General features: G+C 43.0%; 18 protein-coding genes. 7 read left to right on the top strand and 11 right to left on the bottom strand.

What is annotated here, in order from left to right:
- Both tnpA and AB4263_RS08040 read right to left on the bottom strand, forming a co-directional pair.
- A partial coding sequence (tnpA, locus tag AB4263_RS08045) for an IS66 family insertion sequence element accessory protein TnpA (protein WP_408063652.1) occupies positions 1-193 on the bottom strand: 193 nt, incomplete at its 3' end.
- A 105-nt stretch (positions 194-298) separates the two neighbouring features.
- Positions 299-1,141, bottom strand: coding sequence for a hypothetical protein (locus AB4263_RS08040; RefSeq protein WP_372098049.1), 843 nt, complete (start codon positions 1,139-1,141; stop codon positions 299-301).
- 281 nt (positions 1,142-1,422) lie between these two features.
- Between AB4263_RS08040 and AB4263_RS08035 the strand changes: the two genes are divergently transcribed.
- The 7 genes from AB4263_RS08035 (at position 1,423) to AB4263_RS08005 (ending at position 11,311) form a co-directional block, all read left to right on the top strand.
- The gene (locus AB4263_RS08035) at positions 1,423-2,976 is read left to right on the top strand and encodes an amidohydrolase family protein (protein ID WP_017062426.1); all 1,554 of its coding nucleotides are present in this window, start codon (positions 1,423-1,425) and stop codon (positions 2,974-2,976) included.
- Between the two features lie 338 nt (positions 2,977-3,314).
- A complete protein-coding gene (locus AB4263_RS08030) occupies positions 3,315-4,478 on the top strand; it encodes a dipeptidase (RefSeq protein WP_017029485.1) in 1,164 nt (387 codons plus the stop codon).
- A gap of 397 nt (positions 4,479-4,875) precedes the next feature.
- The gene (locus AB4263_RS08025) at positions 4,876-6,057 is read left to right on the top strand and encodes an efflux RND transporter periplasmic adaptor subunit (RefSeq protein WP_170967426.1); all 1,182 of its coding nucleotides are present in this window, start codon (positions 4,876-4,878) and stop codon (positions 6,055-6,057) included.
- 3 nt (positions 6,058-6,060) lie between these two features.
- Entirely contained in the window at positions 6,061-8,010 is a 1,950-nt protein-coding gene (locus AB4263_RS08020; protein ID WP_372098048.1) for a MacB family efflux pump subunit, read from the top strand.
- 57 nt (positions 8,011-8,067) lie between these two features.
- A complete protein-coding gene (locus tag AB4263_RS08015; RefSeq protein WP_372056549.1) occupies positions 8,068-9,477 on the top strand; it encodes an ATP-binding protein in 1,410 nt (469 codons plus the stop codon).
- On the top strand, positions 9,474-10,172 hold the full coding sequence (locus AB4263_RS08010; RefSeq protein ID WP_102333411.1) for a response regulator: 699 nt from the start codon (positions 9,474-9,476) through the stop codon (positions 10,170-10,172). Before AB4263_RS08015 ends, AB4263_RS08010 begins: the two co-directional genes overlap by 4 nt.
- Before the next feature lie 107 nt (positions 10,173-10,279).
- On the top strand, positions 10,280-11,311 hold the full coding sequence (locus AB4263_RS08005) for an IS110 family transposase (RefSeq protein ID WP_372098047.1): 1,032 nt from the start codon (positions 10,280-10,282) through the stop codon (positions 11,309-11,311).
- 461 nt (positions 11,312-11,772) lie between these two features.
- Here the strand turns inward: AB4263_RS08005 and AB4263_RS08000 are convergent, their stop codons facing one another.
- The 9 genes from AB4263_RS08000 to AB4263_RS07960 form a co-directional block, all read right to left on the bottom strand.
- Positions 11,773-11,949, bottom strand: coding sequence for an AlpA family transcriptional regulator (locus tag AB4263_RS08000; protein ID WP_372098046.1), 177 nt, complete (start codon positions 11,947-11,949; stop codon positions 11,773-11,775).
- Positions 11,950-12,011: 62 nt separating this feature from the next.
- The gene (locus AB4263_RS07995) at positions 12,012-13,388 is read right to left on the bottom strand and encodes an McrC family protein (RefSeq protein WP_372098045.1); all 1,377 of its coding nucleotides are present in this window, start codon (positions 13,386-13,388) and stop codon (positions 12,012-12,014) included.
- 5 nt (positions 13,389-13,393) lie between these two features.
- The gene (locus tag AB4263_RS07990) at positions 13,394-15,412 is read right to left on the bottom strand and encodes an MrcB family domain-containing protein (RefSeq protein ID WP_372098044.1); all 2,019 of its coding nucleotides are present in this window, start codon (positions 15,410-15,412) and stop codon (positions 13,394-13,396) included.
- 52 nt (positions 15,413-15,464) lie between these two features.
- The gene (locus AB4263_RS07985) at positions 15,465-17,240 is read right to left on the bottom strand and encodes a DNA/RNA helicase domain-containing protein (protein ID WP_372098043.1); all 1,776 of its coding nucleotides are present in this window, start codon (positions 17,238-17,240) and stop codon (positions 15,465-15,467) included.
- Between the two features lie 12 nt (positions 17,241-17,252).
- Positions 17,253-17,648 carry a (deoxy)nucleoside triphosphate pyrophosphohydrolase gene (locus AB4263_RS07980; protein WP_102393898.1) on the bottom strand — a complete coding sequence of 132 codons (396 nt, stop codon included), beginning with the start codon at positions 17,646-17,648 and terminating at the stop codon, positions 17,253-17,255.
- Between the two features lie 12 nt (positions 17,649-17,660).
- Positions 17,661-20,957, bottom strand: coding sequence for a type I restriction endonuclease subunit R (locus AB4263_RS07975; RefSeq protein WP_372098042.1), 3,297 nt, complete (start codon positions 20,955-20,957; stop codon positions 17,661-17,663).
- A gap of 132 nt (positions 20,958-21,089) precedes the next feature.
- The gene (locus AB4263_RS07970; RefSeq protein WP_372098041.1) at positions 21,090-22,772 is read right to left on the bottom strand and encodes an SWIM zinc finger domain-containing protein; all 1,683 of its coding nucleotides are present in this window, start codon (positions 22,770-22,772) and stop codon (positions 21,090-21,092) included.
- 169 nt (positions 22,773-22,941) lie between these two features.
- Complete coding sequence (locus AB4263_RS07965) at positions 22,942-24,294, bottom strand: restriction endonuclease subunit S (protein WP_372098040.1); 1,353 nt, start codon at positions 24,292-24,294, stop codon at positions 22,942-22,944.
- Between the two features lie 16 nt (positions 24,295-24,310).
- Positions 24,311-25,957: an N-6 DNA methylase gene (locus tag AB4263_RS07960; RefSeq protein ID WP_372098039.1), complete on the bottom strand. Its 1,647-nt coding sequence runs from the start codon at positions 25,955-25,957 to the stop codon at positions 24,311-24,313.
- Between the last annotated feature and the right edge of the window lie 172 nt (positions 25,958-26,129).

Raw genomic sequence — 26,129 nt, 5'->3', positions numbered from 1 at the left:
TCTTTTCAACGATTTCGGCTTTAACAAATCCGACAGATTCCGATTGGGTTGCTGTTTGGAGTTGACGCCGTTTGGCGAAGAACGTGGATAAACTCAGTCCATGCTCTTCACAAAAAGCGCGTTGGGTAACACTGCTGCTTTCATATTGCTCAAACAGTGATTGCCATTCTAGGTTGGTACGTCGTTTTGCCATTTCAACTCTCCTTTGGGTTGGAGAGTTGATCTTATTCTTCGTGCTGAAGGATTAGAATGCGGTGTTCATGACACGCTTACTCTAATTTTATCCTGCGACCTGTTATCACCAAGGAAGAGCAACAACAGGTGTGATGACCAGTCGAAGTTGATGCTCTATCCCAAACGCGTCAGGGCTTTCAATGTAGTTCCAGTATTGAAGACCAAACTTGATGGGTTTGCCACCAATGAGAGTCGTCTTAGCGAACCCAATACCAATAGGGAATGACAATTTATTTCCACTGCTCGCTTCGTGATTATAGCTCCAAGTTGGTTGCGCTTGAATTTGCCATCCATCGTCTAGATTCGCGGTATAGAAGTACTGTCCACCAGTAATACTCGCGTCGGCGTCATTGCTTCCGCCAGCGTTCCATTGATGGGTAATTAACGCCCCGATAACCCCCCAGCTTTGTACGTAGGCTAAGGCAAACTCTGGACCGAGTAAGAATTGATCGTTACCCAGTTCATCGCTTGTTGCGGTGGGCAGTGTACCCACTATCCCCCCCACGACAATCATGCCGCTCTCAAAGGTATGACCAACGGCCACATCAAAGCCGATATCACCGAGACCTGCGTCTGAATTTTCAAATCTATCGCCCTTGTAATAGGGTTGGTCAAATATTAAAGGTATATTTGGTCTGATAAATAAGTTGGTTCGCTCTGCAATTGGCACAGGGAGAACAGGTTGAAAGCTCAAGCGATACCCGTTCTGACTGTTCGCTGAATTTAAGTCGCCTTGATAGTTCGTCCAATCCAAGTTAAAGGACATCGAGCCAAGCGTTGTGTTTGGGTTGGCTAGCTCTTTAGCTACCTCCTCTACATCTTGCCCCTCGTCGGCTAACACTACGACGGGAAGAGTGACAGCAAAGAAGAATATCGCGCTTAAACTTCGTAATTTAAGGTTTGGCATTTTTTTCCCTGACGAAAACGTTGGTACATAAACGTTTAGCTATGAAGGATTATTTTGTCAAAGTTGCCTTTATAGAGAAGGGCAGCTCTGGAGCGGCAAAGTCAATAGCTGTGGGTGAGATGAGCGTAAAAGTGATTGTTTTTGAGTCACTTTCTCTTGTCACGTTAGATTTGTCTTATCAATGAGCAAAGATGAGGATCAGGTAGATAGCGTGAAATTATTGGTCTAAGATTTTTGACACGTAACACTTATAGTTCATCTCACACACACGGGATAAAATTATGAAACCACTAGAATCATTCATTAAAAAGGCTACGATCGTCGGCTTTGGCCTTATGTCACCACTTGTTATCGCCGCTAATTATGATGTTGTAATTTTGAACGGCAGAGTTATCGACCCTGAAACAAATTTCGATTCTGTTGCTAATGTCGGGATCAAAGATAATAAGATCACAGCAATAACGACCGATAGTATTTCTGGGGATAAAACTATTGACGCTACAGGTAAAGTTGTTGCCCCTGGATTCATCGACGTCCACGCTCATGGTCAAAACATTGGTGACTACAGAATGCAGGCGATGCAAGGCGTTACCACTATGCTGGAACTCGAATCTGGTGTTCTACCTATCAGTGACTGGTATGCAGGACAAGCTGAAAAAGGCTTACCATTAAACTATGGTGCAGCAGCTGGTTGGACTTACGCTCGTATTGCTACATTTAGTGAGACGGAACCCGAAGCGACCGTTGGCTATTTCCAAAAAGCTCAATCACGTAATGATTGGAAGATGGATATAGCAACACCTGAGCAAGAAAGTAAAATCATCAAGCTGATTGAGCAAGGCCTTGATGAAGGTGGCCTAGGTATCGGGATTAACGCTGGCTATGCACCGGGCCATGGTCAAAAAGAATATTATGCATTGGCTGAATTAGCCGCAGAAAGAGACGTAGCAACCTATACTCACGTTCGCTATGCCAGCAATGCCGAGCCACAAAGCTCGTTTGAAGCCGTTAAAGAATTAGTGGGCAATGCCGCTATCACTGGCGCTCATATGCACTTTTGTCATATTAACAGTACTTCATTAAAAGATATCGAAACCATCTTACCTATGGTCAATAAGGCTCAAGAACAAGGAATCAATGTTACTGTGGGCGCTTACCCTTGGGGCGCAGCAAGTACTGTCGTTGGCGCAGCCATGTTTTCTGGTGAAGGCTGGCGGGAACGTATGGGTTCAACCGCTGAAAACTTTCAGCTAGGTAAAGAACGTATGACAGAAGAACAGTTGAAAGACTACCAAGAAAATAAACCTGGTACCTTTATTGTCTGGCACTTCCTAGACGAGCAAAACCCTAAAGATCTTGCTCTATTAGACGCTTCGATTCTAAATCCTAATGTGTTGATTGAATCTGACGAAATGTTCTGGATGCATATGGACGAAGACGGCCACATTGAAAATTATGCAGGTGACGAGTGGCCATTACCAAAAGATCTATTCTCTCATCCTAGATCAAATGGCACCTTTGCTAAAGTACTCAGAGTCTATGTTCGTGAGCGCGGCTTGTTAACGATGACGGAAGCACTACGTAAAATGACACTGATGCCAGCTCAATTAATAGAAGATTTTGTCCCTCAAATGAAAAATAAAGGACGAATCCAAACTAATATGGACGCAGATATCGTGGTATTCGACCCAGAAACTATCGCTGATGTGGGCACCTACCAAGATCCTAACCACCCAGCCGTAGGCGTACATTGGTTATTGGTTAACGGCAAAATCGTTGTCAACAACACACAACTAGATACAGACGTTAAAGCAGGCGAAGCCATTCGACGTTAATTCACCTAATCAATGATAAATCAGACTATAGAAAGCGATACTCAGGTATCGCTTTTTTATCTCACCTCTTCGATAATTTCTTAAAGTGTCACATATAATACTTTTAAATGAATTTTCTAATTGAGGTAACATTTAGATAGATTTGCCAAAAATATTCGACATAAATCACGTTTTTATCATGTCATTGGGCGTAGTTTATTTATAAAAAAGGTGCATAAAAAGGTGCGTACAAAGGGCTTAACACTCCGTTTGATATAAATCCGTACCTATCTTTACTTCCAAACTTCCAACATATTTATATTTTATAGAAGCTAACACTGTTAAGGAAAATTTCAAATATGGACAACAAATCTGAAATCGAACCAAGTAATGATAAAGCGACAAAGTCAGGTGCACCAAAATTACCAGAATTTGAAATAAAAGATTATTCAAAAATCCCTCAACGAACACACAAATATCCTGCATCTGAACGTGCAAAAAAAATTGTTCGAGATTCTATGGCTATTGACAGCCTTTTTTCCGGTCTTTGGCCCTCTCAATGGTCTTCACCTGAAGCACCAGAATTCCATGATGAAATGGACAAGTGCAAAGCCGCTGGATTCAAGGTACTAGCAGCATGTCCTTCCGCAGACTCGTTAGATGCCTCGGTTGAAGGCATTATGAAAGGCGCTCAGTTCTACCTAAGCAAAATGAAAGAACGCCCAGACGACTATATGATGATCCGCACTACCAAAGATATTGATGAAGCGGTAAAACAAAACAAATTGGGTATTTACTTCACTCACCAAGGTACTCAAATATTTGGTGGTGATGTTGATCGCGTAGGACTATGGCGTGAGATGGGCTATGGTTACTGTTTATTGGCATATAATCAACGTAATGATGTGGGTGATGGCTGCTTCGAAATTGAGAACCGTGGTCTAACTGAATATGGAAAAAAACTTGTCGACGCTTATAACCGATACGGTATGCCTGTTGATGTAAGCCATACTGGCGAACGAACCTCCTTAGATGCGATTGAACGCAGTAGTCAACCTGTCATTTCTTCGCATTCAGGTGCGAAAGCCATTGCCGATTATCAGAGAAGCCTTTCTGACGCTGTGATTAAAGGTGTTGCGGCAACCGGTGGGGTTTGCTCAATAAATATGGTGGCTGCCTTTATGGATACATCTAACCCAGATATATTGACGACTGAACAATTATTTCGACATATTGATTATATGGTCAACTTAGTCGGTATAGACCACGTTGGCTTCGGTTCAGACTATATCCCGAACATCAATTTTACAGCGTCTATTATTCAAACACCAATGGGGCAGAACGTATTCCCTGATGGTGGCTATAGTGCCGCTGTAGGAGCAAAAGGGTTTCCTACCCCAGCACCATATCAAATTGTTGCAGCTCTAATTGATACCATGCTTGAAAATGGATACTCAGAAGAAGACTGCAGCAAGTTCTTAGGTGGCAACATGTACCGAGTATTTGATCAAGTCTGGGTATAAGAAGTTTATTAAATTTACTCAATAATTAGCACTTCTAACATCTCGTTTAGAAGTGCTTTTTTAATCGCTTCGAATGAGACTGCAGTTTATGACTGCTCCTAACTTGTTATTGTCCGTGCGACCTCAGGTCGCACGGACAAAAATGGTTTAGAATAAAAGCTCCATTCCATTAAATGGCAGATATCTGCATCTAATCTTTCGGTTATCAATAGCGAATACTTATTATAGTCTCATAGCACACACCATAATCTTCATTATCTCTTCACAATTCAAATTAACCTTTACTATTCAGTTATTTAAAAATTACCGCACTTCATTTTTCCCCTATCTTTGTTAGTTATTATTTCATCATCAATCAAGGCAACGTTCATTCAGCCGACTTAACCTTTCAGGGGATATGATGAAAAAACTAACCAAAGCGATTATTACATGCTTGATGATTGGCTCTATAGGTAGCGGCGCATACTACTACCAAGCTCAGAACGCTCAACAAGAAATGGTGTACACCACTGACATGGTGCGTAGAGGCAACATCAAGGATGTCGTGCTGAGCAATGGTGTGCTTTACCCAAATAAATTGGTTAACGTCGGTGCTCAAGTCTCCGGAGAAATTGAACAAATTGCTGTCGAGTTAGGTCAAGAAGTCCAGCAAGGAGAGTTGATCGGACAGATAGACAGCCTCACTCAACAAAATGAGCTAAAAGAAGCGCTTGCTTCTCTCGACTCTATCGAGGCGCAAATTCGTGCTAAGCAAGCCATGATCAAGAAATCAACCTCCACCTTTGAGCGCTATAAGTCGATGCTAAGTAACAAGGCGTCATCACAAGCGGATTACGACAGTGCTGAAGCAGAGCTTGCTATCTACGAAGCTGAATTAGATCAGCTAGTTGCAGAAAAACAGAAAGCCGAAATCAACGTCGATACTGCTCGTCTAAATCTGAGCTACACCACGATTGATGCCCCAATGAGTGGCACTGTGGTGTACGTTTCAGTAGAGGAAGGACAAACGGTCAACACCAATCAATCTACCCCATCCATTGTTGAGATTGCCGATCTCGATACCATGGTGGTCCGTGCTCAAATTTCTGAGGCGGATGTTATCCATGTCAGTGAGGAGCAACAGGCTTACTTTTCGATTCTTGGCGAGTCAGATACACGCTTTAGTGGCGTATTACGCTCAATTGAACCGGGCCCGACCTTAATGAACGGTGATGATAGCAATCTAGAAATTGGCGACAGCGATGCGATCTACTACAACGCACGCTTCGAGGTGCAAAACCCAGACAGACTCTTACGCATTGGCATGACAGCTCAGGTGTCGATTGTTCTTGATAGTGCGGATGATGCTTTGATGATCCCAGCGCAAATACTACAAAACTCTGGCAAAGATGGCTTTCAAGTTCCTGTTATTCAGGGTGGAAAAGTGGAGCTAAGACAGGTCGAAGTTGGGCTTAACAATAATATATATGCAGAAATAACATCTGGCCTTCAAGAGGGAGATGAGGTGGTGGTTGGTCAAGCCTCGTCAACCGCGTCTAGCGATATGCCCATACGCGGCCAAGGCCCAATGAGGATGTAAGCGATGAATAATCCACTACTAGAAATCAAAGGCGTGAGCCGAGCGTTCCAATCTGGCGATCAAGCACTCACTGTGCTGAACAACATTGACCTAGCGATAAATCGAGGCGAGATGGTGGCGATTATCGGCGCTTCTGGCTCAGGAAAATCTACATTGATGAACATTCTTGGTTGTCTTGATAAACCATCCCAAGGCCAATATCTGATTGATGGTCAGGATGTCTCAAATATGGATGCTGATCAGCTTGCACAACTAAGACGAGAAAACTTCGGCTTTATTTTCCAGCGCTATCATCTACTGAGTGACTTAACGGCGCTTGAGAATGCAGAGATCCCTGCTTTGTATGCGAATACAACCAAAGAGCAACGCCGTAAGAAAGCCGAGCAGCTACTCACTCGATTGGGTTTAGAGGAGCGCCTTGATCATAAGCCCAATCAATTAAGTGGTGGTCAGCAGCAGCGTGTGAGTGTCGCCCGAGCACTGGTCAATGGTGGCGATGTGATCCTTGCTGACGAACCGACAGGTGCGCTCGATAGTCACAGCGGCAAAGAGATGATGCAACTTATTCAGGAGCTTCACGCTGACGGACATACCATCATTCTTGTTACTCACGACCCTAAGGTTGCCGCGTTTGCTGATCGAGTCATTGAGATCAAAGATGGTCAAATCATCCAAGACCAGCAAAACCACGATAAACCTAAATCAAACGTTGTCGCTAAAGAGAACAACGCGATCCAAGAACACAACAAACAACTCAGCATTTTTCGCTATCTAGAGGCGTTTAAGATGGCGTTGCTTGCGATGTCTAACAACCGTCTACGAACCTTTCTGACCATGTTAGGGATCATCATCGGTATCGCCTCGGTGGTATCGGTTGTGGCAATGGGTACTGGCTCCCAGCAAACCATCCTTGAGAACATGGCAAACATGGGCACCAACACGATAGAGATAAAACCCGGAACTGGCAGGGGTGATAAACACTCGGGTCGTATCCGAACGCTTACTGCGGATGATGCCAAAGTGCTCGAAAACTTTGCATTTGTTGATAGCGTGACACCAACAGTACGAGCGAATGGTGCCATTCGTTATGCCAGTGAAGCGCATACAGGAAGCGTTGAGGGAGTGGGTTTAGACTACTTTCGAGTTAAGGGGCTTGAGCTCGATAAAGGGCAGTTTTTCAGTCAAGAGAGTATCGATTCGCTCGAGCAAGTGGCGATCATTGACGCCAATGTCGTAACCGATGTATTTCAGGGGGAGGACCCGATTGGTAAGGTCATCTTTCTTGGTCAATTGCCTGTGCGCGTCATCGGTGTCACCGCAGAGCAAGATGATAGCCTTACCAGCAGCGATACGTTGAATGTTTGGCTCCCCTACTCGACAGTATCGGGCCGATTACTGAACCAAAGCTATGTTAACGACATTACGGTAAGACTCAATGACGAGGTATCAAGTTCAGCGGCTGAACAGGCGATTATCACGCTCATCAAAGCGCGTCATGGTGCCGAGGATTTCTTTACAGTCAATACAGACGCTATTCGCCAAAACATTGAGAAAACCTCATCAACCATGACCATGCTCATCTCAGCCATCGCCTTTATCTCGCTGGTTGTTGGCGGAATTGGGGTAATGAATATTATGTTGGTGTCCGTTACCGAGCGCACGAGGGAGATAGGCATTCGTATGGCCGTCGGAGCCAGACAAACCGACATCCTGCGCCAATTTCTGATTGAAGCTGTGTTAGTCTGTGTTTTAGGTGGCTTGATGGGAATAGGCTTGGCTTACTTTGTTGGCTTTGCATTAGGGTATATGGGTAGTGACATTCGAATGATTTATTCAACAAGTTCTATCATCGCAGCATTCAGTTGCTCGACTTTAATTGGCGTTGTCTTTGGATTTCTACCCGCGAGCAATGCCGCCAAACTCGATCCAGTAGAAGCACTAGCGCGAGATTAAACCAAAAACGACCCATTCCTTATGGTGTGTGTGGCGAACCTTTACTAGGACAGAACATTGAAACTACTCTACAAATTCTTCTTCACTTTCTGTGTGACTAGCTTTACATCGGTGGGATTAATGTTGCTGCTGGTCACGCATAACTTATCTACGGGTTTCAATGATTACGTGGAAGCTGAGGAATTAAAGCATGTTGCCGCGCTACAAGAGCAATTGACTCTTTTTTACGACCAAGAAAAGAGCTGGGAGTCGTTAAAACAAGATGACGCATTGTGGAAAAGTATTGCTAACTTTCATCGAAAAGCAGACCAATCAACACAAGAGGCGGAGAGCGAATATAGCTTGGGTCGCTTACTTCACGTACCGAGACGAGTGAGTCTTTTTGATGCCAATAAAGAGGTGGTGATCGGGCGTAAAGAGTTTCACCCCGATGCGCGCAACCAGCGCATTCTGCATAATGGTAACTTAGTGGGCTACCTCTCATTCATACCCGCTCAAATTAATAGCTACAGTGCAGAGAATGAGTTTCTGGCCAAACAAACCAGAAATTACTACACCATCGCACTTGCTGTGGTTGTTCTGTCATTTGTTACTGCATGGGTTTTCTCGCGACATCTTGTCTCACCCATCAGTCGCCTTATATCTGGTACCTATCGAATGATTCGAGGCGATTATCAAGTTCGCGTTGAGAAACAGAGCAAAGATGAAATTGCTCATCTGGCGGAAAACGTGAATATTCTGGCGCAAACCTTAGAGCAAAACCAAAATAACCGATCGGTATGGATGTCGGATGTTTCGCACGAGCTTAAGACACCATTAACCGTGATGCGTGGACAACTGATGGCCATTCAAGATGGGGTTTTCCAAGCCGATGAAAAGCGCATTCAACTAATGGTGGATCAGGTGGATTCATTAAGCCGCATCGTTAACGACCTGTACCAACTCTCTATCACCGATGTCGGTGGACTCTCCTATAAAAAAGAGGTGGTGCAGCCAGTACAATTGTTACTGGAAGTGTTGAGCGGATTTGAAGCAAAACTCGATCAAAAGCCACTTTCTGTTAACTGTTCGACGTTAACCCCCCTGCTAAACAATGAACGTTGTCAGATACTTGGCGATAGTGACCGCCTGAAGCAGCTATTTACTAATTTATTGGAAAACAGCTACCGATATACGCATGCTAAAGGGCAAGTGAACCTAATTGCTCAGATTGAAGATCAAGACCTCACATTAGTCTTACAAGACTCGGCGCCAAGCGTACCTGTTGAGATGCACAACAAATTGTTTGATCGTTTCTTCAGAGTCGAGTCCTCTCGAAACCGCGAACATGGCGGTTCAGGGCTAGGCTTGGCTCTGTGTAAACAAATTGCCGAAGCGCATCAAGGCATTGTTATTGCTAGTAATTCCCCACTTGGTGGTCTAAAAGTGACCATCCGATTACCACTGTTTAAGGAAGTAAACCTATGACGAAACCTCAAGTTTTGATTGTCGAGGATGAAGCTCATATCGCAGAAGTTCTGGTGGCGTATTGCCAAAACAGTGGCTTTGAAGCAACACATCTCGCGAGTGGTTCAAACGTCATCAACCATATCAGAACTCACCATGTTGATATGATGCTGCTTGATTTAATGCTGCCAGATACCGATGGCATGGATATTTGTAAACAGGTTCGGGCATTTTCTCAACTGCCAATTATTATGATTACGGCAAAAAGCGAAGAGATTGACCGACTGCTGGGGCTTGAGTTTGGCGCCGATGATTATATCTGTAAACCATTCAGTCCACGCGAAGTCATCGCCCGCATCAAAACGGTGCTGCGCCGAGTGACACCGATAAATTCGGCAAATCAGCAAGCATCCATGATCATCGACTCTGGTTTTGAAATGAAGCCTGATGAGTTTGAAGTTCGCTTTGAAGGAGCTTTAATTGACCTGACGCCACAAGAGTTCAAGATCCTAAAACTGTTTCTTGAGAACACAGGTCGAGTGTTCAGCCGTGACGATATCTTAAATCGGGCTTATTCAGACACGGCTGATGTATCGGATCGCAACATCGACACTCACATCAAGAATATTCGTAAAAAAGTAGGCCAAGTCTCTACGGGCGAATCACCAATTCGCTCTGTTTATGGTGTTGGTTATAAGTTTACTCAACGAATTTGAGAGGTAAGTATTGCAGCTTCAGATGTGCTCGTAACTTGATGTATGGAATCCACTCCCTCCTTAGCAATCTAGACTTAGGAGTGTGAGAAAAAACCGAGGGTTCCAATATGTTGACTAAAAATGTTATCGCTATCGACTTAGCAAAAAATGTTCTTCAAGCCTGCCATATCAGCATTCATGGTGAGCTAATGTCCAATAAACCTCTGAGTCGCCAGAAGATGAAAGAGTTCTTGGCAAAGGCTAAGCCTTCGATTGTCGCCATGGAAGGTTGTTGCGGTTGCCATTACTGGGGGCAATTAGCAGAAAAACTTGGGCATGAAGTCCGAATCATTAACCCTAAGAAGGTGAAAGGATACCTAGAAGGTCATAAAACGGATCATAATGATGCTCTCGCCATCGCTAACGCCGCTATACAAATTGGTATCAAGTACAGTCGTCCAAAGTCATTGGAACAACAAGCTATGCATTCTTTAGAAACTAGCCGTAGATTCTTATCTCGTAGTGTTGTTTCCCTAGCTCTTCACATTAGAGGGACAATTTTGGGCTACGGGATAGCAAACCCTAGAGGTGAAAAAGGCTTAAAAGCGTCGGTTCAAACCGTGCTTGATGGCGATACACCAATACCCTCCAATGTCGTATCCGTTCTGTCGATGCTTTGGGAGCAATATAAAGAACTTAAAGCAAAACTCATCGCATTCGAAAAAGAGAAAAATGCTTTAACCCGTCAGATAGAGCCGTGCCAACAATTAATGGGCATTGAAGGGGTTGGTGAAACAACTGCTGCGATGCTCTATACAACTCTTGGTGATGGAAAGCAGTTCAAGAATGGAAGACAAGCTTCAGCATTTGTTGGTCTTACACCTAAACAGCACAGTTCAGGAGGCAAAGTTTTTATGATTGGGATCGATAAATGCGGTGGTGTGAAGGAGCTACGCTCGCTTCTTTATCTTGGCGCAATGTCATACGTTGGGCGACTACCCGAAAAACCGAAGACTCAGAAGGACGCTTGGTTGAGGAGCATCATAGATCGTATCGGCTTCAAGAAGGCCTGCATTGCACTGGCTAACAAAGTGGTACGTACTGCGTGGGCAATGCTTCGGTATGAGACTGAATATAAACCAGTATTACTCACTCATTAATCACTACCAAATTTTTAAATTTTACAAAATGATGATGCATAAAAGGTAAGACTAACCTACTGAGAACCTGGCCATTCTGTCATGCTGTAAAAAGCTGCTAGCGCGATAAGGACAGTAGGTGCGCAAAACATCAAAGGCTAGAGGGTAGCTCCTTCAATAAGAAGCCGAATATACGACCGCATCTTAACTTTTATTGCCAAAATCACTTTGTAAATACGTGGATTCCATATACGTATTGGGGCAAAAGCTTGCTACAACAAAAGACAGAATAGATAAAAAGCATCGAAAAGCATCGAAAAGTTTCGAACTTTATTGTAACTTTTTGCTTTGAGTTAGCCTATTGAGTGGCATTGAGTTTTGATCTTTATTGTCAATTCTTTGTTATAGCGTCAAGTAGCAATCAGCCCCGCGTAACAGAAAAGTTTCAATCTTTGTTGTTCACCGACATTATTAGCTGTCAGTCATCGCTGATTTAAACACTCTGTCATCCACTCTTCCACTTCATTGTCGAGCCAAGCAACAGCTCTTTCTCCTATAGGTGCGGGCTTAGGAAATGAGCCCTCACTTATCTTGCGATAAATAGAGAATCTGCTTAACGCAGTCTTTTTCATGACTTCTTTTATTTTAAGAAATCTCATTGGTATGCCTTATTTATAATTACTCGCGAAAATGTATACCTTTGTGACTTCAAGGAACCACATTAGTTAGGTGACCTTTGAGAGACTTCCGCTCTAGAGGTAAAATTGAAATCTAGTGGCCATCTGATACCCATATGTTTCTTCTCTGATATATCGAATGGTACGACCCAAAGCTGATGTCCATCTCCCAATTCAAAGGGGAAATGCAGTGCTTCATCAAAGTTATCTTGGCTAGGGTAAATAAGCACTACATCCTGTCCACTTTCATCATCCGCAAGGTATTTTTTTGCATAAGCAAACAGTTGGTAAATATCCGATTGGGAGATATTTGAATTACTTAACTTGGTATTGAGGAGCTTCCACTTCGTATCGAGTACGACTTGATTGGAGCTCCCTTCCTTAATAATCAAATCTGGGCGTAAACTGAATTTGTTTCTACCGTCATAACGGGCAAGGTACTCAGCAGTAACTTGTGTACTAACACTGAGCTTAGGATGACTGACCGCTAGTTGTTCTTTTAAAACTTTAGCAACGTAGTCTTCAAATACCTTCTCCATAGGGAATAAAAGAGAAGCTGCGTTAGCACCACCTTTCATCGTTTGTGGAGAAAAGCCTTCTAAGATTAGTCGACACCAGTCTAAAGGTATTTGGTAGTAACTCATCCCTCTATCAAGCCTGACTTTCGAAAAATCAACGCTGTAGTCCTTACTCTCTGGTATTTCATTGAATACAAAGTCTAGCTCTTGTAACAACTTCTGATTTTCTGCACTCCGCGTATAGCCTTTCACTCGTTTTAGAGCACTATGCATTAACCGGTTTACGGGACGATCGAGTAAGAACTCATCGTACTCACAGTAAAATTTATGCTTACTAATGGAGTTATGCCTAACTTGTTTTCCTACATTCAGCTTCCCCTTTAAGAAACCTAAATTGTCTTCCCTACGTACATAGTCGCTTCTTAAGCCACGTTTTACGAGCGTGTTCACCGACTGTAAGAACTGGCCTATAAATACCTCTAACAACGGCATTCTTTGGCGAGTAATATTAGCATTCGAGGTTTGAATATGTGAGAAACCTTTCAACGCACGTAACATTACTAGTAGTGTGTGCCGAGCTTTCACATAAGCGTCATCATAGTTGTTGTCACTACCTTCATCTGTGAAGCCTTTTCCGATTTTAGGCAAGATTTCAATTTGCGTTTTATCTGGCGTAAACATAACTCCTGCATAGTTTTGAACTTGCAGAACTTCCATACCATTTCGACGACGTAATTGAAGAAGATTTCTTTCATTCTCATTACTTAAGCAAAGCTGCTTGAGATATTGATAAGCTGATATAGAGATAGCTTGAACGTGTGAAGATGCAGTCTGATCTTCCAGCACATCTTCACTCACTAAACAGTCATACTCAAAGAGAGTAATTTCTTGTTTGGCTTTCACTAGCCTTACTCACTATCTTTTGCGTAGATAGCTTTGAACGCTGCCGGGTTTTGCCAAACAGTCCCTGCCCCAAAAGGCTTGAATGAGTATGTCACTTTACAATCCTCATACAGCTCCAATCCATGTTCAGGGCCAAATAACTCACTGTAGGAGTCTTCAGTTCTTTTTAAAAATTGTAGTCTCTCATCTTGCTTCAAACTGTCACCAAGGACTAAACGAATCTTGCTCCAATCTTCATAAAAATACTCTTCCAATAATGGGATTATCTTGTTCTTAAACGCTGACTGTAGCTCGATAAACGCCTTACCTTCATCAACCTCATTGAAAACAGGGAACAAAAAAGCATGACCGAGCGTATGCTCACGATCATAGAGAACTTCAATTCGCTTATTTAGTGTTTCTAGCAATTTAGATAAATTGATGCCCTTAACTTCTTTATCAGCAAAAAGCTTGGGGTTTGGCATCATCTCTTTAAAGTCAAAACGACGACGTAATGCAGTGTCCATCATTGCCAATGAACGGTCCGCCGTGTTCATAGTGCCGATGATATATAGGTTATCTGGCACTGAGAAAGTATCACCAGAATAAGGTAGGATTACTTCTAGCGGCTCCTGCGCACCTTTGCGCTTAGAAGGTTCAATCAAGGTAATCAGTTCCCCAAAAATTTTTGAGATATTACCTCGATTGATCTCATCGATAACTAATACATAGTTTTGGCGTTCTGTTTTGACTTCGCGCTTACTATGCGCAAGTTTTTCTAAATGCTTGATCAAAGCAGAATAGTAAGGGTTCAACCCTCCATTAATCACTCGATCACCATGAAAGATGTCTTTTAAGGTTTTTACACTCAAAGAATGGGTTGATTCACCTTTGTCTTTTTCAAAGCAAATTGTGTTGTTATCGACATCAGTCACTATAAAAAACGTACGAACGGTGTCGATTCGAACGCCCTCTTCCTGTTCAGATAAACTATTTAGAAAACGCCCCCACAATGTATCAAAATCATCTTTCTCATCCGTGGTTTTGGTTTCTTGGTAGTCCTTAGCTTTTTCACAGAGCGCCTTAAATACACCCTCTTTTTCATAGTAAGAAATTTGACCGCCTTCTGTTTTAGCACTAAGTCCTTCCACAAATTCTTCATACCCATAGCTTTGATGGAATGTGACAAAACGAATTCGACCAGCGGCAGTCAGTGCTTTGTATTTTTTCGTTAGTGAGCCTCTTTGCTCTTCTGATACACCGGTTTCAGGATCAATGTTTATGCTGGCGTAAAAGTCAGGATCAGCGGCTTGAACTGCGGCTTCGATAGTGTGGTATGTTTTACCTGTTCCCGGTGGGCCATAGAGAATTTGATTTAGGGGAGCGGCATTTGTATATACGTTGTTTTTGAACACGTCATACTCCTCTTTTGGCTCTTCAACCAGGACTTCAGAATTCAATGGATAGTCATGTGCAATGTTTTCATAAACTGAAAGTAACGAGTCTAGATCCGAAATAAGCTCTTGTTCAGAAGGAATAGACCCTACAGGGTAAAATTTGGCGACAACATTAGGTTCTTCATAAGATTTACCAGTAATTGTCTTTGCTTTTAAGTCTAGCGGACCTTTAGTCCAGCCTTTTTGAGTTAGCAACAATTCACAATATGGGTATATTGAGTCAGCGTTTTTCTTAGCTTCGTGCTTAGCCCCTCTGGTACCAAACTTTTCTTTTAGCTTGGTTGTACCTTGGTTAAGAGAAAGGTATACCCCGCTTCCATCAGCACAAAACAAATACACAGGGTAAATCCCGCCTTGAGTCGTCTGAGTTATAGCACTATGCAGGATAGAAACCCAAGGAACATCAGCCCAATTCCCAGCACCGATCGATCCCTTTAAAACAAAGGCACTCTCCTTGGTGCTAGCAATATTTTCTATTTCTTGAACAAGCTCGTTTCTAATAACTCGACCAAGACGGTGCCCAGAAAAGGCTTCCTTTTTAGCGCTCTGCCAGTTCTCAAGTACATCTTTTAGCTTTTCTCTTAACATTGTACCTACTACCTTTCTTATTATTTTTACCCTGAGCCAACAATATGAAGAACTAGAGTTCCTCCGCACCTGCACCTAAGAAATATTCGTAAGTTTCGTCGAACAGTGCCTCTTGAGGGAAATAAAACACTACGCCATCTCTACCCCTTGTCATCAGTACCCGGTAACTATTAAGTTTTATTTGATAGGGGTCTCTCACTTTTTGATTCCCCTTGTAAAGTTGCCACCCTCTCCCGTCAAAAATAAAGTCATCAGCCCAAACAAGAATCGGCATATCAAGCTCTAAACCTTGGCACTTAAATTCATCGATGGTCCGCTCAAACTGACAACACGATTTTGGAGCACTCACATCATCATGAAACCATGGACCGACAGTTTCTTCAGTGTACTTCGTATTACTGGAAGAACTTAATAACCCGTACTTCTTGGCTGTGCCTTGGTACCTGGTTCTGCAATACCTTTTAGCTTTATCCAAATCTCTGGTTAGATAGATATTGAAACCGTCTTTAATCGTCTGCTTAGCCAGCGCAACATCCGGCTTATCATTCAAAACACCTTCCACCCACTTAGGATATAAACTTGCGCTATGAGATCGTAAAGACTGATCTAAATTTAGCAATGGGTTTACTCGAACACGATTACTGCTCATGAATTGAAAATGATGCTCTAACGCTGGTGGGCAAAAAACAATCCAAGGCTCTTCACTACTTTTCAAAGCATCACACCAAAGAGAAATACCCACCTCTTCACCTACATAAATCTCTTGTCCCTCTCCAACTAGAGCGACATAGTGACAAGGCGTTTTATCTTTATCTTTATCTGCGATCCTGATGATGCAAGAAGGCTCCGACATTTGGTAATTCTTGTTTTTATTTTCGTCCCACATCCTCTGGGCTTCATCATAAACAACCAAATTAGTGTGAGGGGTTGTACGTGGCTTCATATATTCGCGTTTAAAGTCTTTCAACGCGCGAACAAACGTTTTGTCATCAAGAGCATATTGCAAGACATCTACCAGCGGGCCATTCCCAGATAAAAACTGGCCTCTTTTGTTCCGATGTACAAACTCCAAACCCAGCAACGTCTTCCCTGCTCCAGGAACACCAGTAACCAGGGTCAATACACTCGCCCGATTTCTATTTCCTTCACTCTCAACCCAAGCAGTTACTTTATCCAACTCATCAAGCGCTTCATAAATCCCTGCGCTTTTAGCGCTCTTTAGTTCTTCTATTGGGTTGTTTTGAAATATCTCTACTGCCGCATCCACTAAATTTGGTAATGGCGCATAAGGCGATTCAAGCCACTGTTTTAAATCAGTGTTAGTTGGAGCGCCCGTTAAGTACTTATCAAGAAAGGCTTTGAGTTTATCGCTAGATAGGATTGAGATATTACTTTCGATATCCGTTAATTTACCGGTGGATTGAGTCAAAACCAAACCGGCAATCACCTCTAGCGCAGCGCTTTCATGATGGTAATTGCAGAGATCTCGATAATAGCCACACAACTGGTCATAATCGGCTCGCTGATAGCGATCCTTCATTTTGAATTCTAAAATGAATAGCTTATTTTCGACGAGAAGCAGAACATCGGGTCTACGCCCTCCTTCCATTGGTAGAGCGTACTCAAAAATAATATAGCCATCAGATTGGGCACGCTTGGAGAGTTCTTTCTGAAGATGATGAAAACAATCAACCCAAGCTCGTTTCTGAAGTTCACCGAGCTCTAAGCCAGGGAAGTTGATACAAAACTCAGAACACATGTTGGCCAACCAGTTTTCTTCTTGTTCTTGAAGAAAGACATCAATCCTATTTGCATAGCAATAAGTCATTCACGGTCCTCTTCAGTTTGCTTGCAACTTTGCAACGATGGGAACATCAGCTGCAGCCCAATCTAAAGAAGTTAGTTCATCGAGATTTAACCACAATGCTTGAATATGCTCAGTAAGTACTATCTTTCGGTTTTCGACAGGACATAAATAAGCGTGCATCGTGATATGAAAGTCAGGGTAAGCATGCTCAACCGTCATGAAATAATCTACATGTTCGATATTCAGATGCAGCTCTTCATTCAACTCTCTTTTAATGGCTTCTTCTCTCTGCTCACCTACTTCCACTTTCCCGCCGGGAAATTCAAACTTCTCATGGATATAAGCTAACTTTGAAGGACCGCGCTGAACACACAAAGTTTTATCTTCATGTTGAATAATGGCCGCTACTACTTCTATTTTTTTAACCATATTCACTTGCCCCTAACTATTCTTCTTATAATTCTCAGCCTGCTCTAGCACGCCTTTGTAAACATCATCATTGGCAACTGGTGGGAAGCCGTATTTGTGTAGCAGCAAGATTAAATCCACTTTCAACTTGGCTTTGATGTCATCGCGGCCTGCCCAGTCTGGGTATTGAGCGACATTGTCTACTGTGGTTTTCATCTCCTTCGCCAGTTCGAGCATCTTGTCATCGTCGTAAGTGAAATCGTACTTCTTGCGCATGTGGTTCAAGATATCGAGGAACGCTTTCTCTTCTAGGTCGATGCCTAGGTCTTCAAACGAGCCCATTTCTTTCACGATATCAAAGATAATGTCCGTCATTTCTTGAGAGAAGGTATCGAACTCCTCGCCATTCAACACATCATTTTCACGGCGTTCGTTATACTGCTCCACCAGCGATTGGAAGCGCTTAGAGAAGTTCATGCCTTGCAGCTGGTTGACCTTTTTAAAGTCACTTATCGCCTTCTCTAACAGCTTTTGGAGCAACTGAATCTTGGTGTTTGGCAGCTTAATCTTGTTGATACGAGCTAGGTAATCTTCGTCAAAAATATCGATAGCTTCGGCGTGCTCATCACCAATCGTAAAGATCTCTTCTACTCCATCGGCACGAAGTGCTTCTGCCACTAACTCACGAACACGTCTATTCATTTGTGCCGTGTCTGGTGCATCACCTTTGGTTAGCTTAAAGATGATAGAGCGCACTGCGATATAGAAGTGAATTTGGTCACGCTCTTGCTGAGATAACAATTCACTACCACAGCAAACATCATAAGCCGCCTTCATACGGCCCACTAAAGCCATGAATCGGGTTTCGCCTTTCTTGGTTTGAAGGATGTATTCTGCCGACTGATTAAGGCACTCCAGCTGCTTACACGGCTCTCCTGTGTAATAACCTGACGTATCGAACTTGTGGAACATCTGTCTTAATAGATCGAGGTGGTTCTTCACCTCAATGACAGAAAAACGAATATCTTCAAAGTTAGTCTCATCAGCCTTTGAATACATTGCTAAGGCTTGATTCATTCGCGACTTGATACCAATGTAATCGACAACCAGCCCTTTCGCCTTGCCTTCAAACTTACGGTTAACACGTGAGATGGTTTGAATCAGGTTGTGTTTCTGCAACGGCTTATCGATGTAGATAGTATCCAATTCAGGAACGTCAAAACCTGTTAACCACATGTCGACTACAATGGCTATTTTGAAATTCGACTTAGGACTCTTAAACTGCTGGTCGAGCGATTTTCGATATTCCTTGGTTCCTAACAGGCTGTACTGATCAGGATCATCGTCTTTGCCGCGCGTCATCACCATTTGCACCATCGCAAGTGGCTTTAACTCTTCTTTCTCTTTATCAGTCAGCTCGACGCCATCAATTGATAGCTTTTCCTCAAACCATTCTGGCCTTAAGATTTTGACTTGCTTATAAAAATCAAACGCGATTTCACGACTCGCACAGACAAACATCGCCTTGCCCTTTATCGTAGAACCTTCTTTAACTCGCCCTTCATAATGTTCAACAAAGTCTTTCGCCAAAGCTTCAATACGGTCAGGGTCGCCAAGAATCGCGTTCATATTGGCAGTAGCTTTCTTACTCTCTTCTATCTGATGTTCATTGGTGCCAGCTTCTGCGCACGCTTGGTAGTATTTCTCTACCTCTTCAAGCTTGCTGTTATCAAGAATGACTTTGGCTGCTCGGCCTTCATAAACAATACGAACCGTAATTTCATCATTAACCGATTCTGTCATGGTGTAGCTGTCTACTGCATCACCAAATACATCAAGGGTGGCATCTATCGGCGTTCCGGTGAAACCAACGTAAGTCGCGCTTGGTAGAGAATCGTGCAGATACTTAGCAAAGCCGTATGTCTCTTTCACATCGACGGCTATACCATCTTGATATTTGATCACCACTTTCTTATCGAGGTTGACCTGTGAACGGTGAGCTTCATCGGAAATACAGATGATGTTTGTACGCTCTGAAAGCAATTCGATGTCTTCGGTGAACTTATGAATGGTAGTCAGGAACACACCACCACTCTTGATGCCTTGCAGCTTGTCTCTTAAATCTTGACGGCTTTTAACTGGCACAACCATCTCATCACCAATGTAATCAGAGGCATTACAGAACTGTTTAGAAAGCTGATCATCGAGATCGTTACGGTCGGTAATAAGTACAATGGTCGGGCTTTCAAAATCGATGCTTTTCATCAATAGGCGCGATAGAAATTGCATGGTGAAGCTCTTACCACACCCTGTTGCACCAAAGTAAGTGCCGCCTTTACCACTTCCGTATGGCTTACGTTCTTTGTCGATGTTGTAGTAAAGCTTACGCGCTGCGTAGTACTGCGGGTAACGGCAACAGATTTTTATCTCTTTCTTTGAAGTATCAGGGAAGAAGACAAAGTTCTTCACCACATCAAGTAATCTGGTTTGGTTAAATAACCCAGCAATCATGGTGTAGAGAGAGTTAATACCCTCTTTTTCGGTAGACTCATTACCCGTTACTTTGCGCCATGCGTAGAAGAACTCATACGGCGCAAACAGGTTACCCATTTTGTTGTTCACACCATCACTGATGATGCACATCGCGTTGTAGACGAACAGCTTGGGAATATCACGGCGATAACGCACACAGATTTGCTTCCATGCATCAAAAATGGTCGCGTCTTTCTCTCGCACGGCACTTTTAAATTCAAACACCACCAGCGGTAAGCCGTTCACATAAAGGATGCCATCAGGGATTCGAATTTGTTCATCGACCCCCTCAATCTCTAGCTGGCTAACGATTTTATAGATATTGGTGTCAGTCGCTTCTAACCGATTTGTTTCTAGGTACGTAACCTTACCTTCAGCAACTTTTCTATCAGAGTTGTCTGCTTTAGATTTATTCTCTAGCAGCGGGACAAACATCAAGCGTAAGGCTTGTGCCAAATGTCTTGTATCGATTAACTCAATATAGAGGTCTTTCTTTGAGCGATCTTCACGCTTAAACAGAAAGCCATTGGTTAGCCATTGGCAGAAGGTTTTATTGCTATGGTATAAATCACTGGCAGGCAACGTTGAGATCATACGAACAATGGTGTCAATTTCGCTCTCGGTGATACCATCGCCTCGGTACTGCTTGGCAAGGTAGCGGCGTAAGTCACCTAAGATGAGTACTTGTTCTTTGTCTTCACGCGCTATTTGTTCACCCACTACGTGTGGGTAGCCTTGCTCACCCAATAGCTCAATAATGGCCTGTTCTAATTTGGCTTCTGTGAATTTTAAGCTCATCGCCTTTTCCTACTGCTGTTTGACGTTGTTTGTTGTTTTCTAAATTGAGTTATTTAAATTTGTTTTGTAGTAACTCGGTTTCGGGCTTTGTTCCATTTTCTCAACACCGCAGATCTTGTCACCTCCGCAGAATCAGATATATTTTGAATAATATTTCTGAATTAAAGCGAACATATTACGCTTACGCTTGTACGTGGTAGCGAGTTGCGCCACCTGACTATAAAATGTCGCCAATTGAGTAGGATGCGATTTCAGCATATTCTCTAAACGTCGAAGTAACTCTAAAGCTTGATCGTAAGCCGTATTATTGGTCTGTTCGATATAAGATGAGACTGCTCGCAGATAATAATCCAGCGTATTTTCAGGTTTATCATCCACAATATGATCGGCAAGCGAAATAAGTCCTTGTATTGATATTTTATGTTCGGCAACCCATTCGCACGCTTTGTCTAATTGCTGGTTATCGATATAGAACAGAACCAAGGCATCCGTACGATCAGAAGCTTGATTATAGCGGTCTGGTTGTTGATAGGCATTGGCAAGTAGCAGTTCAGTGCGGGAGAAAAATTCAACATCATCAATTTGGTAATTGGCTTTAAACTTCGCTAACTGTTGATAATATTGAAAGCTTGGTGATTGTTCTAACAAACGGTTAGCTAATACCCATGCAGAATGGATTTCACCTAGTTCAACATAAAGACGGAATTGAGCTTGTTCGCACGCACGAAGTTCATAATCACTCGCCATTTTTTTCGCCTTAGCTAACCAAAACTCAGCTTCTAACGGCTCTTGCTCATCAATGAACATATCAACAACTTCAAGATAATCTCGACACGTTCGAGCTATTTTTTGTTTAATTTTCGCCACTTCACGCCAATCGGAGCTGTGTTTCATTAACGGAACTGCCCATGAGCGTAAGTTCCAGCTACTCTCATCTTGCGATGCTTGATCTATCGCTTGGCGGCATAAGGTTAGAAAGTGGGTGTTAGATTGCCAAATCGCTCCAAAACTCTCTTCAATCGAAGGAAATACGTCAAATTCATAATGGGTCAAACGCTCAAACATCCACTGCGCTTTCTCTTGCTCACTCCAATTAAGCTTTGCCAGCGTCTTTGGCATGTGTTCGTTAATCATGCTTTCAATGCCATAACGATCGCCATTGGAGTCATCAATTTGCTCTAGCACCTTATTCAACCGTTCAACAAGGTAGTTGATTAATTTCCATTGATGATCGGCGTTAAGGCTTTGCATTGATTCAATGATCATGTTCAATTGAATTTCTGCTGAGTTGAAATAATCATGGCTTTCTCGCCAATCCCAGAGCTGTTCTCGCGGTAAGGCTTGGGTAACCAACTTTTTCAGCTCGCCATATACGGCTGGCTTTTCGCGTATTTCAATTTTTGTCAGCAGTGCATTCCATGTGTACTCATCTTCTTCTAGGTATTCGAGTAGCATCTCTACCATGGCCTCTTCACCAAGGCTTTGCAGGTGATTTTTTATGGTATCTCGTTCACTACTTTGGTTTAAAGCTTGTTCTTGGTCTTGTAGGCAAAGGGCAACCGCCACGCCGTGCTTGCACAACATTTGATATTGCGCCGCAGGGCAAGTACAAGTGCCAACCAGATCGCCAGTGAAATCGAGGCTCACTTGATAATTGAGGCTGCCTTTGACCTGTGCGGTCGCGGTGTTGCCAACAAGGTTAAGCTTGCGTACTGCACCACTGCGTGAAAGCAAGATGCCTTTTTGCAAAGTGCTTGTTTCACACAGTGTCGTCAATTCAGAAATGTCGATTTCACGAGTATTAGTTGCGTTCATTATATTATGGTTCCACCTACGCTTTGCTTTGTTCTATTTCGGATTCATCTAATTCCCACCTTCGTTATCTCAGAACCGAGGCGCGAGGTATCTGAGATCTCGCTTTTCACCACCGTCAAAAACGAGATTCCTGATAAGTTCGTCCCTCACTTTCTGGAATGACGAAATGTTACTCTCCGATTGCTTTCGTTGCTTCTACTTGCAGATTTTCTAAGTCGATTTCGCCGGAAAGCAACTTAGGAAGCAAGGTGTCGCGCAAACCTTCTAAGCTCCGATTCTCGATCTGATTTGACTTAATCTTGTCGAATAACGGCTTAACCAATGTATCAAAACTATCCAGCACCTCTTTTGAAGGAACAACGACTGGTAATGCTTTGATAATTTTAGAATTTACAGCTTTTGCTATTGAAGAGGTACTTCCTAAAGAGTCAAAGTTAAACTGCTTCATGTATGAATATAAATAATTGGTAGATACACGGGCATCTTTGCTCAACTTGTAGTGAGCTATCGCCTCATTAGTCGCCATTTCTCCATGGGTGATCGCTACACGCCCAACAGTCAACTTAAAACTAAGAATCAAAGAGTTGTGAGGAATTACATTAACATTAAACTTATCGACAGCTTCTTGTGTAAGATACTCCGATGAGTCAAGTGCATACGTTCCTGTATTACCCATATCTCTTATAGAAATCCAAGTAACATCTTTGCTATCTTCTGAAAACCATTGAGGCTCTTTTCGCGGAGGGGTTTTACCGATAGCAACAGTCGCAACGTTTTCAGATGGCAAGATTTCCCAACCTTCAGGAATCAAACCTAACTCCGACTCAACAAGCTTTTCTGGGAAAAGCGAGGCAACTTCTTTTGAAAGAAAAGGCGCATCCATCCCTTTTGGTTGTTCGCCATTCATTTTGGCTTTTACAGGATCAAAATCGACAAACCAAGATTTGAACAACGTTTGCGCCATTTGCTCTAGGGTTTGGTTGATTTGGTTGTTGAGGGTGATTTTTTGGTCCAACGAATCTAAGTATGAAGCGATTCGTCGTTGAATATTAATATTAGGAAGAGTCAGTTTATGTTCGCGTAACTGGCCTAGATTAAAACCTGGTACTGCTGCGCCAATTCCATTTTGGAGAATTTCTTTTTGCTTCTTCGGACCGGAAAACATGTAATAGACAAATAAAGGATCTGCCTTGTCAACATCTAAAGTCACTTTCATTTGCTTATTGGAGATAATGTACTCGTCAAATTGGCGTTGTTCATCGAGTAAACCAACTTGATTGATTGTCCCCCAGCAAGTAAATATCAAATCACCCTTTCTCACAACAGAGCGCTTAAACTCAGCTGCTTTTTCTTCACTTACAAATACCAAGCCATCATCTGACATTCTATCTGAAGTATTGGCACTTAAATTTCCACCTCTAATAACAGGAATTCCGTTCTCTTGGAAAAACTTAGAGCTAATGGCGGATCCAAAAGGTCCAGTTGCTAGAGCTGATTTTTGCTCACTAGCTAACTCTTCCAATGTAAATGTTTTCCAATCACTCCCCATAGCCCAATGCCTCCAAGTTCTGGCGAATGGTTTTGTCTAGCTCTTTGGATTGATTCATTTGGCTGTACAGGGTTTGTGAAAGCTCGCTCATCTTGGTTTCAAACGGAATGCCATCATCTTCAACTTCCGCAGCGCCAACATAGCGTCCCGGAGTCAGTACAAAATCATTAGCCTTAATATCAGCAATGGTCGCTGATTTGCTGAAGCCTGCTTTGTCTTCATACCTCTCGACTTTGCCGTCGCCACGCTCAATACGCGCTTTAAGTTCTGCTTCATCACAGCGCCAAGCGTGGTATGTATCGGCAATCAGCGCGATATCATCTTTAGTCAGCTCTTTATTGGTGCGGCTAATCATGGTGCCCATTTCACGAGCATCAATAAACAACGTCTCTTTTTGGCGGTTACGGAAACCTTTGGTGGTGTTCTCGGTTTTGTCTTTAGTGATAAACCAAATGCACACAGGGATTTGCGTCGTGAAGAACAGTTGTCCCGGCAAAGCAATCATACACTCAACGCGATCGTTCTCGATTAGCTGCTGGCGGATCTCACCCTCACCTGACGTATTTGAACTCATAGAGCCATTCGCCAATACAAAACCAGCCGTGCCTGTTTCACTTAGCTTAGAGAGCATATGCAAAATCCAACCGTAGTTGGCGTTGCCTGTTGGCGGTGTACGGTAGCCAGCAAAGCGCGCATCATCGGTTAGCTCGGCTTCATTACGCCAACCTTTAAGGTTAAACGGTGGGTTTGCCATGATGTAATCGGCTTTTAAGTCTTTATGCTGGTCAGCAAAAAAGGTATCAGCTGCACGCTCACCTAAGTTGCCCGATAAACCACGAATGGCTAAGTTCATCTTCGCCAGTTTATAAGTGGTCGAGGTCAGCTCTTGGCCATAAATCGCGATATCTTTGGTGCGCCCTTCGTGCTCTTTAATGAACTTTAAAGACTGAACAAACATACCGCCGGAGCCACAAGCCGGATCGTAGATCTTACCTTGGTAGGGTTCGAGCATTTCAGCTAACAGTGTTACCACTGACTTAGGCGTGTAAAACTCGCCACCGCCTTTCCCTTCGGTTGCTGCAAACTTACCTAGAAAGTATTCGTAAACACGACCGACTAAGTCTTCTTCGCTCATGTCACATTCGTTAGCTAACGTATCGATGTTTTCAATGCTGTCGATAAGTGACGCCAGCTTTTTCACTTCCAAACCTTGGCGCGAGAAGTAGTTGTCTGGCAGGGCGTCTTTTAAGCTAGGGTTGTTTTTTTCGATAGTCGATAAAGCGGTATCGATGATGATAGCGATATCATCTTGCTTAGCGCGTGCTTTAACAAATGACCAACGCGCATCTTCTGGTAAAAAGAAGATGTTGTCTTGTTGGTAGAACTCTTTCATCTCAACAAAAGCTTCTTGCCCGTCGTCTATCATCTTCTGACGGCGTGCTTCAAACTTGTCGCTGATGAACTTTAAGAACACAAGGCTTAATACCACGTGTTTGTATTCAGATGACTCAACACTACCACGCAACTGATTAGCGGTATCCCAAAGGGTCTCTTCAAAGCCTTTGGTCACTTTTTTAGCTTTTGATACGGGCTTAGCTTTTGAGGCGGGTTTCTTGTTAGCGGGTGCTTTTGCCATGTTGTTAATTACTCGAATAATGTAGGACTCTGCTTTCAAGCGCAGACTATTGAGGGCGATTATATATGAAATTGAATGAGTTGAATTGATAAAGCTCCAATTTTAGGCGCTTTTTACGTGCCTTAAGATAAGGAAATATCCAAATGATCGAGCATTTTAAAAAAGCCACAAA

Source organism: Vibrio sp. 10N.261.55.C5 (assembly GCF_041470505.1).
Classification (GTDB): Bacteria; Pseudomonadota; Gammaproteobacteria; order Enterobacterales; family Vibrionaceae; genus Vibrio; species Vibrio crassostreae_C.
This window is presented reverse-complemented; position numbering and strand designations above follow the sequence as displayed.

Coding starts and splice junctions, on each gene's coding strand:
- AB4263_RS07975 (WP_372098042.1), bottom strand. CDS start 20,957: ATGAGCTTAAAATTCACAGAAGCCAAATTAGAACAGGCCATTATTGAG.
- AB4263_RS08025 (WP_170967426.1), top strand. CDS start 4,876: ATGATGAAAAAACTAACCAAAGCGATTATTACATGCTTGATGATTGGC.
- AB4263_RS08020 (WP_372098048.1), top strand. CDS start 6,061: ATGAATAATCCACTACTAGAAATCAAAGGCGTGAGCCGAGCGTTCCAA.
- AB4263_RS08040 (WP_372098049.1), bottom strand. CDS start 1,141: ATGCCAAACCTTAAATTACGAAGTTTAAGCGCGATATTCTTCTTTGCT.
- AB4263_RS07960 (WP_372098039.1), bottom strand. CDS start 25,957: ATGGCAAAAGCACCCGCTAACAAGAAACCCGCCTCAAAAGCTAAGCCC.
- AB4263_RS08010 (WP_102333411.1), top strand. CDS start 9,474: ATGACGAAACCTCAAGTTTTGATTGTCGAGGATGAAGCTCATATCGCA.
- AB4263_RS07980 (WP_102393898.1), bottom strand. CDS start 17,648: ATGGTTAAAAAAATAGAAGTAGTAGCGGCCATTATTCAACATGAAGAT.
- AB4263_RS07985 (WP_372098043.1), bottom strand. CDS start 17,240: ATGACTTATTGCTATGCAAATAGGATTGATGTCTTTCTTCAAGAACAA.
- AB4263_RS08005 (WP_372098047.1), top strand. CDS start 10,280: ATGTTGACTAAAAATGTTATCGCTATCGACTTAGCAAAAAATGTTCTT.
- AB4263_RS07970 (WP_372098041.1), bottom strand. CDS start 22,772: ATGAACGCAACTAATACTCGTGAAATCGACATTTCTGAATTGACGACA.
- AB4263_RS08035 (WP_017062426.1), top strand. CDS start 1,423: ATGAAACCACTAGAATCATTCATTAAAAAGGCTACGATCGTCGGCTTT.
- AB4263_RS08000 (WP_372098046.1), bottom strand. CDS start 11,949: ATGAGATTTCTTAAAATAAAAGAAGTCATGAAAAAGACTGCGTTAAGC.
- AB4263_RS08030 (WP_017029485.1), top strand. CDS start 3,315: ATGGACAACAAATCTGAAATCGAACCAAGTAATGATAAAGCGACAAAG.
- AB4263_RS07990 (WP_372098044.1), bottom strand. CDS start 15,412: ATGTTAAGAGAAAAGCTAAAAGATGTACTTGAGAACTGGCAGAGCGCT.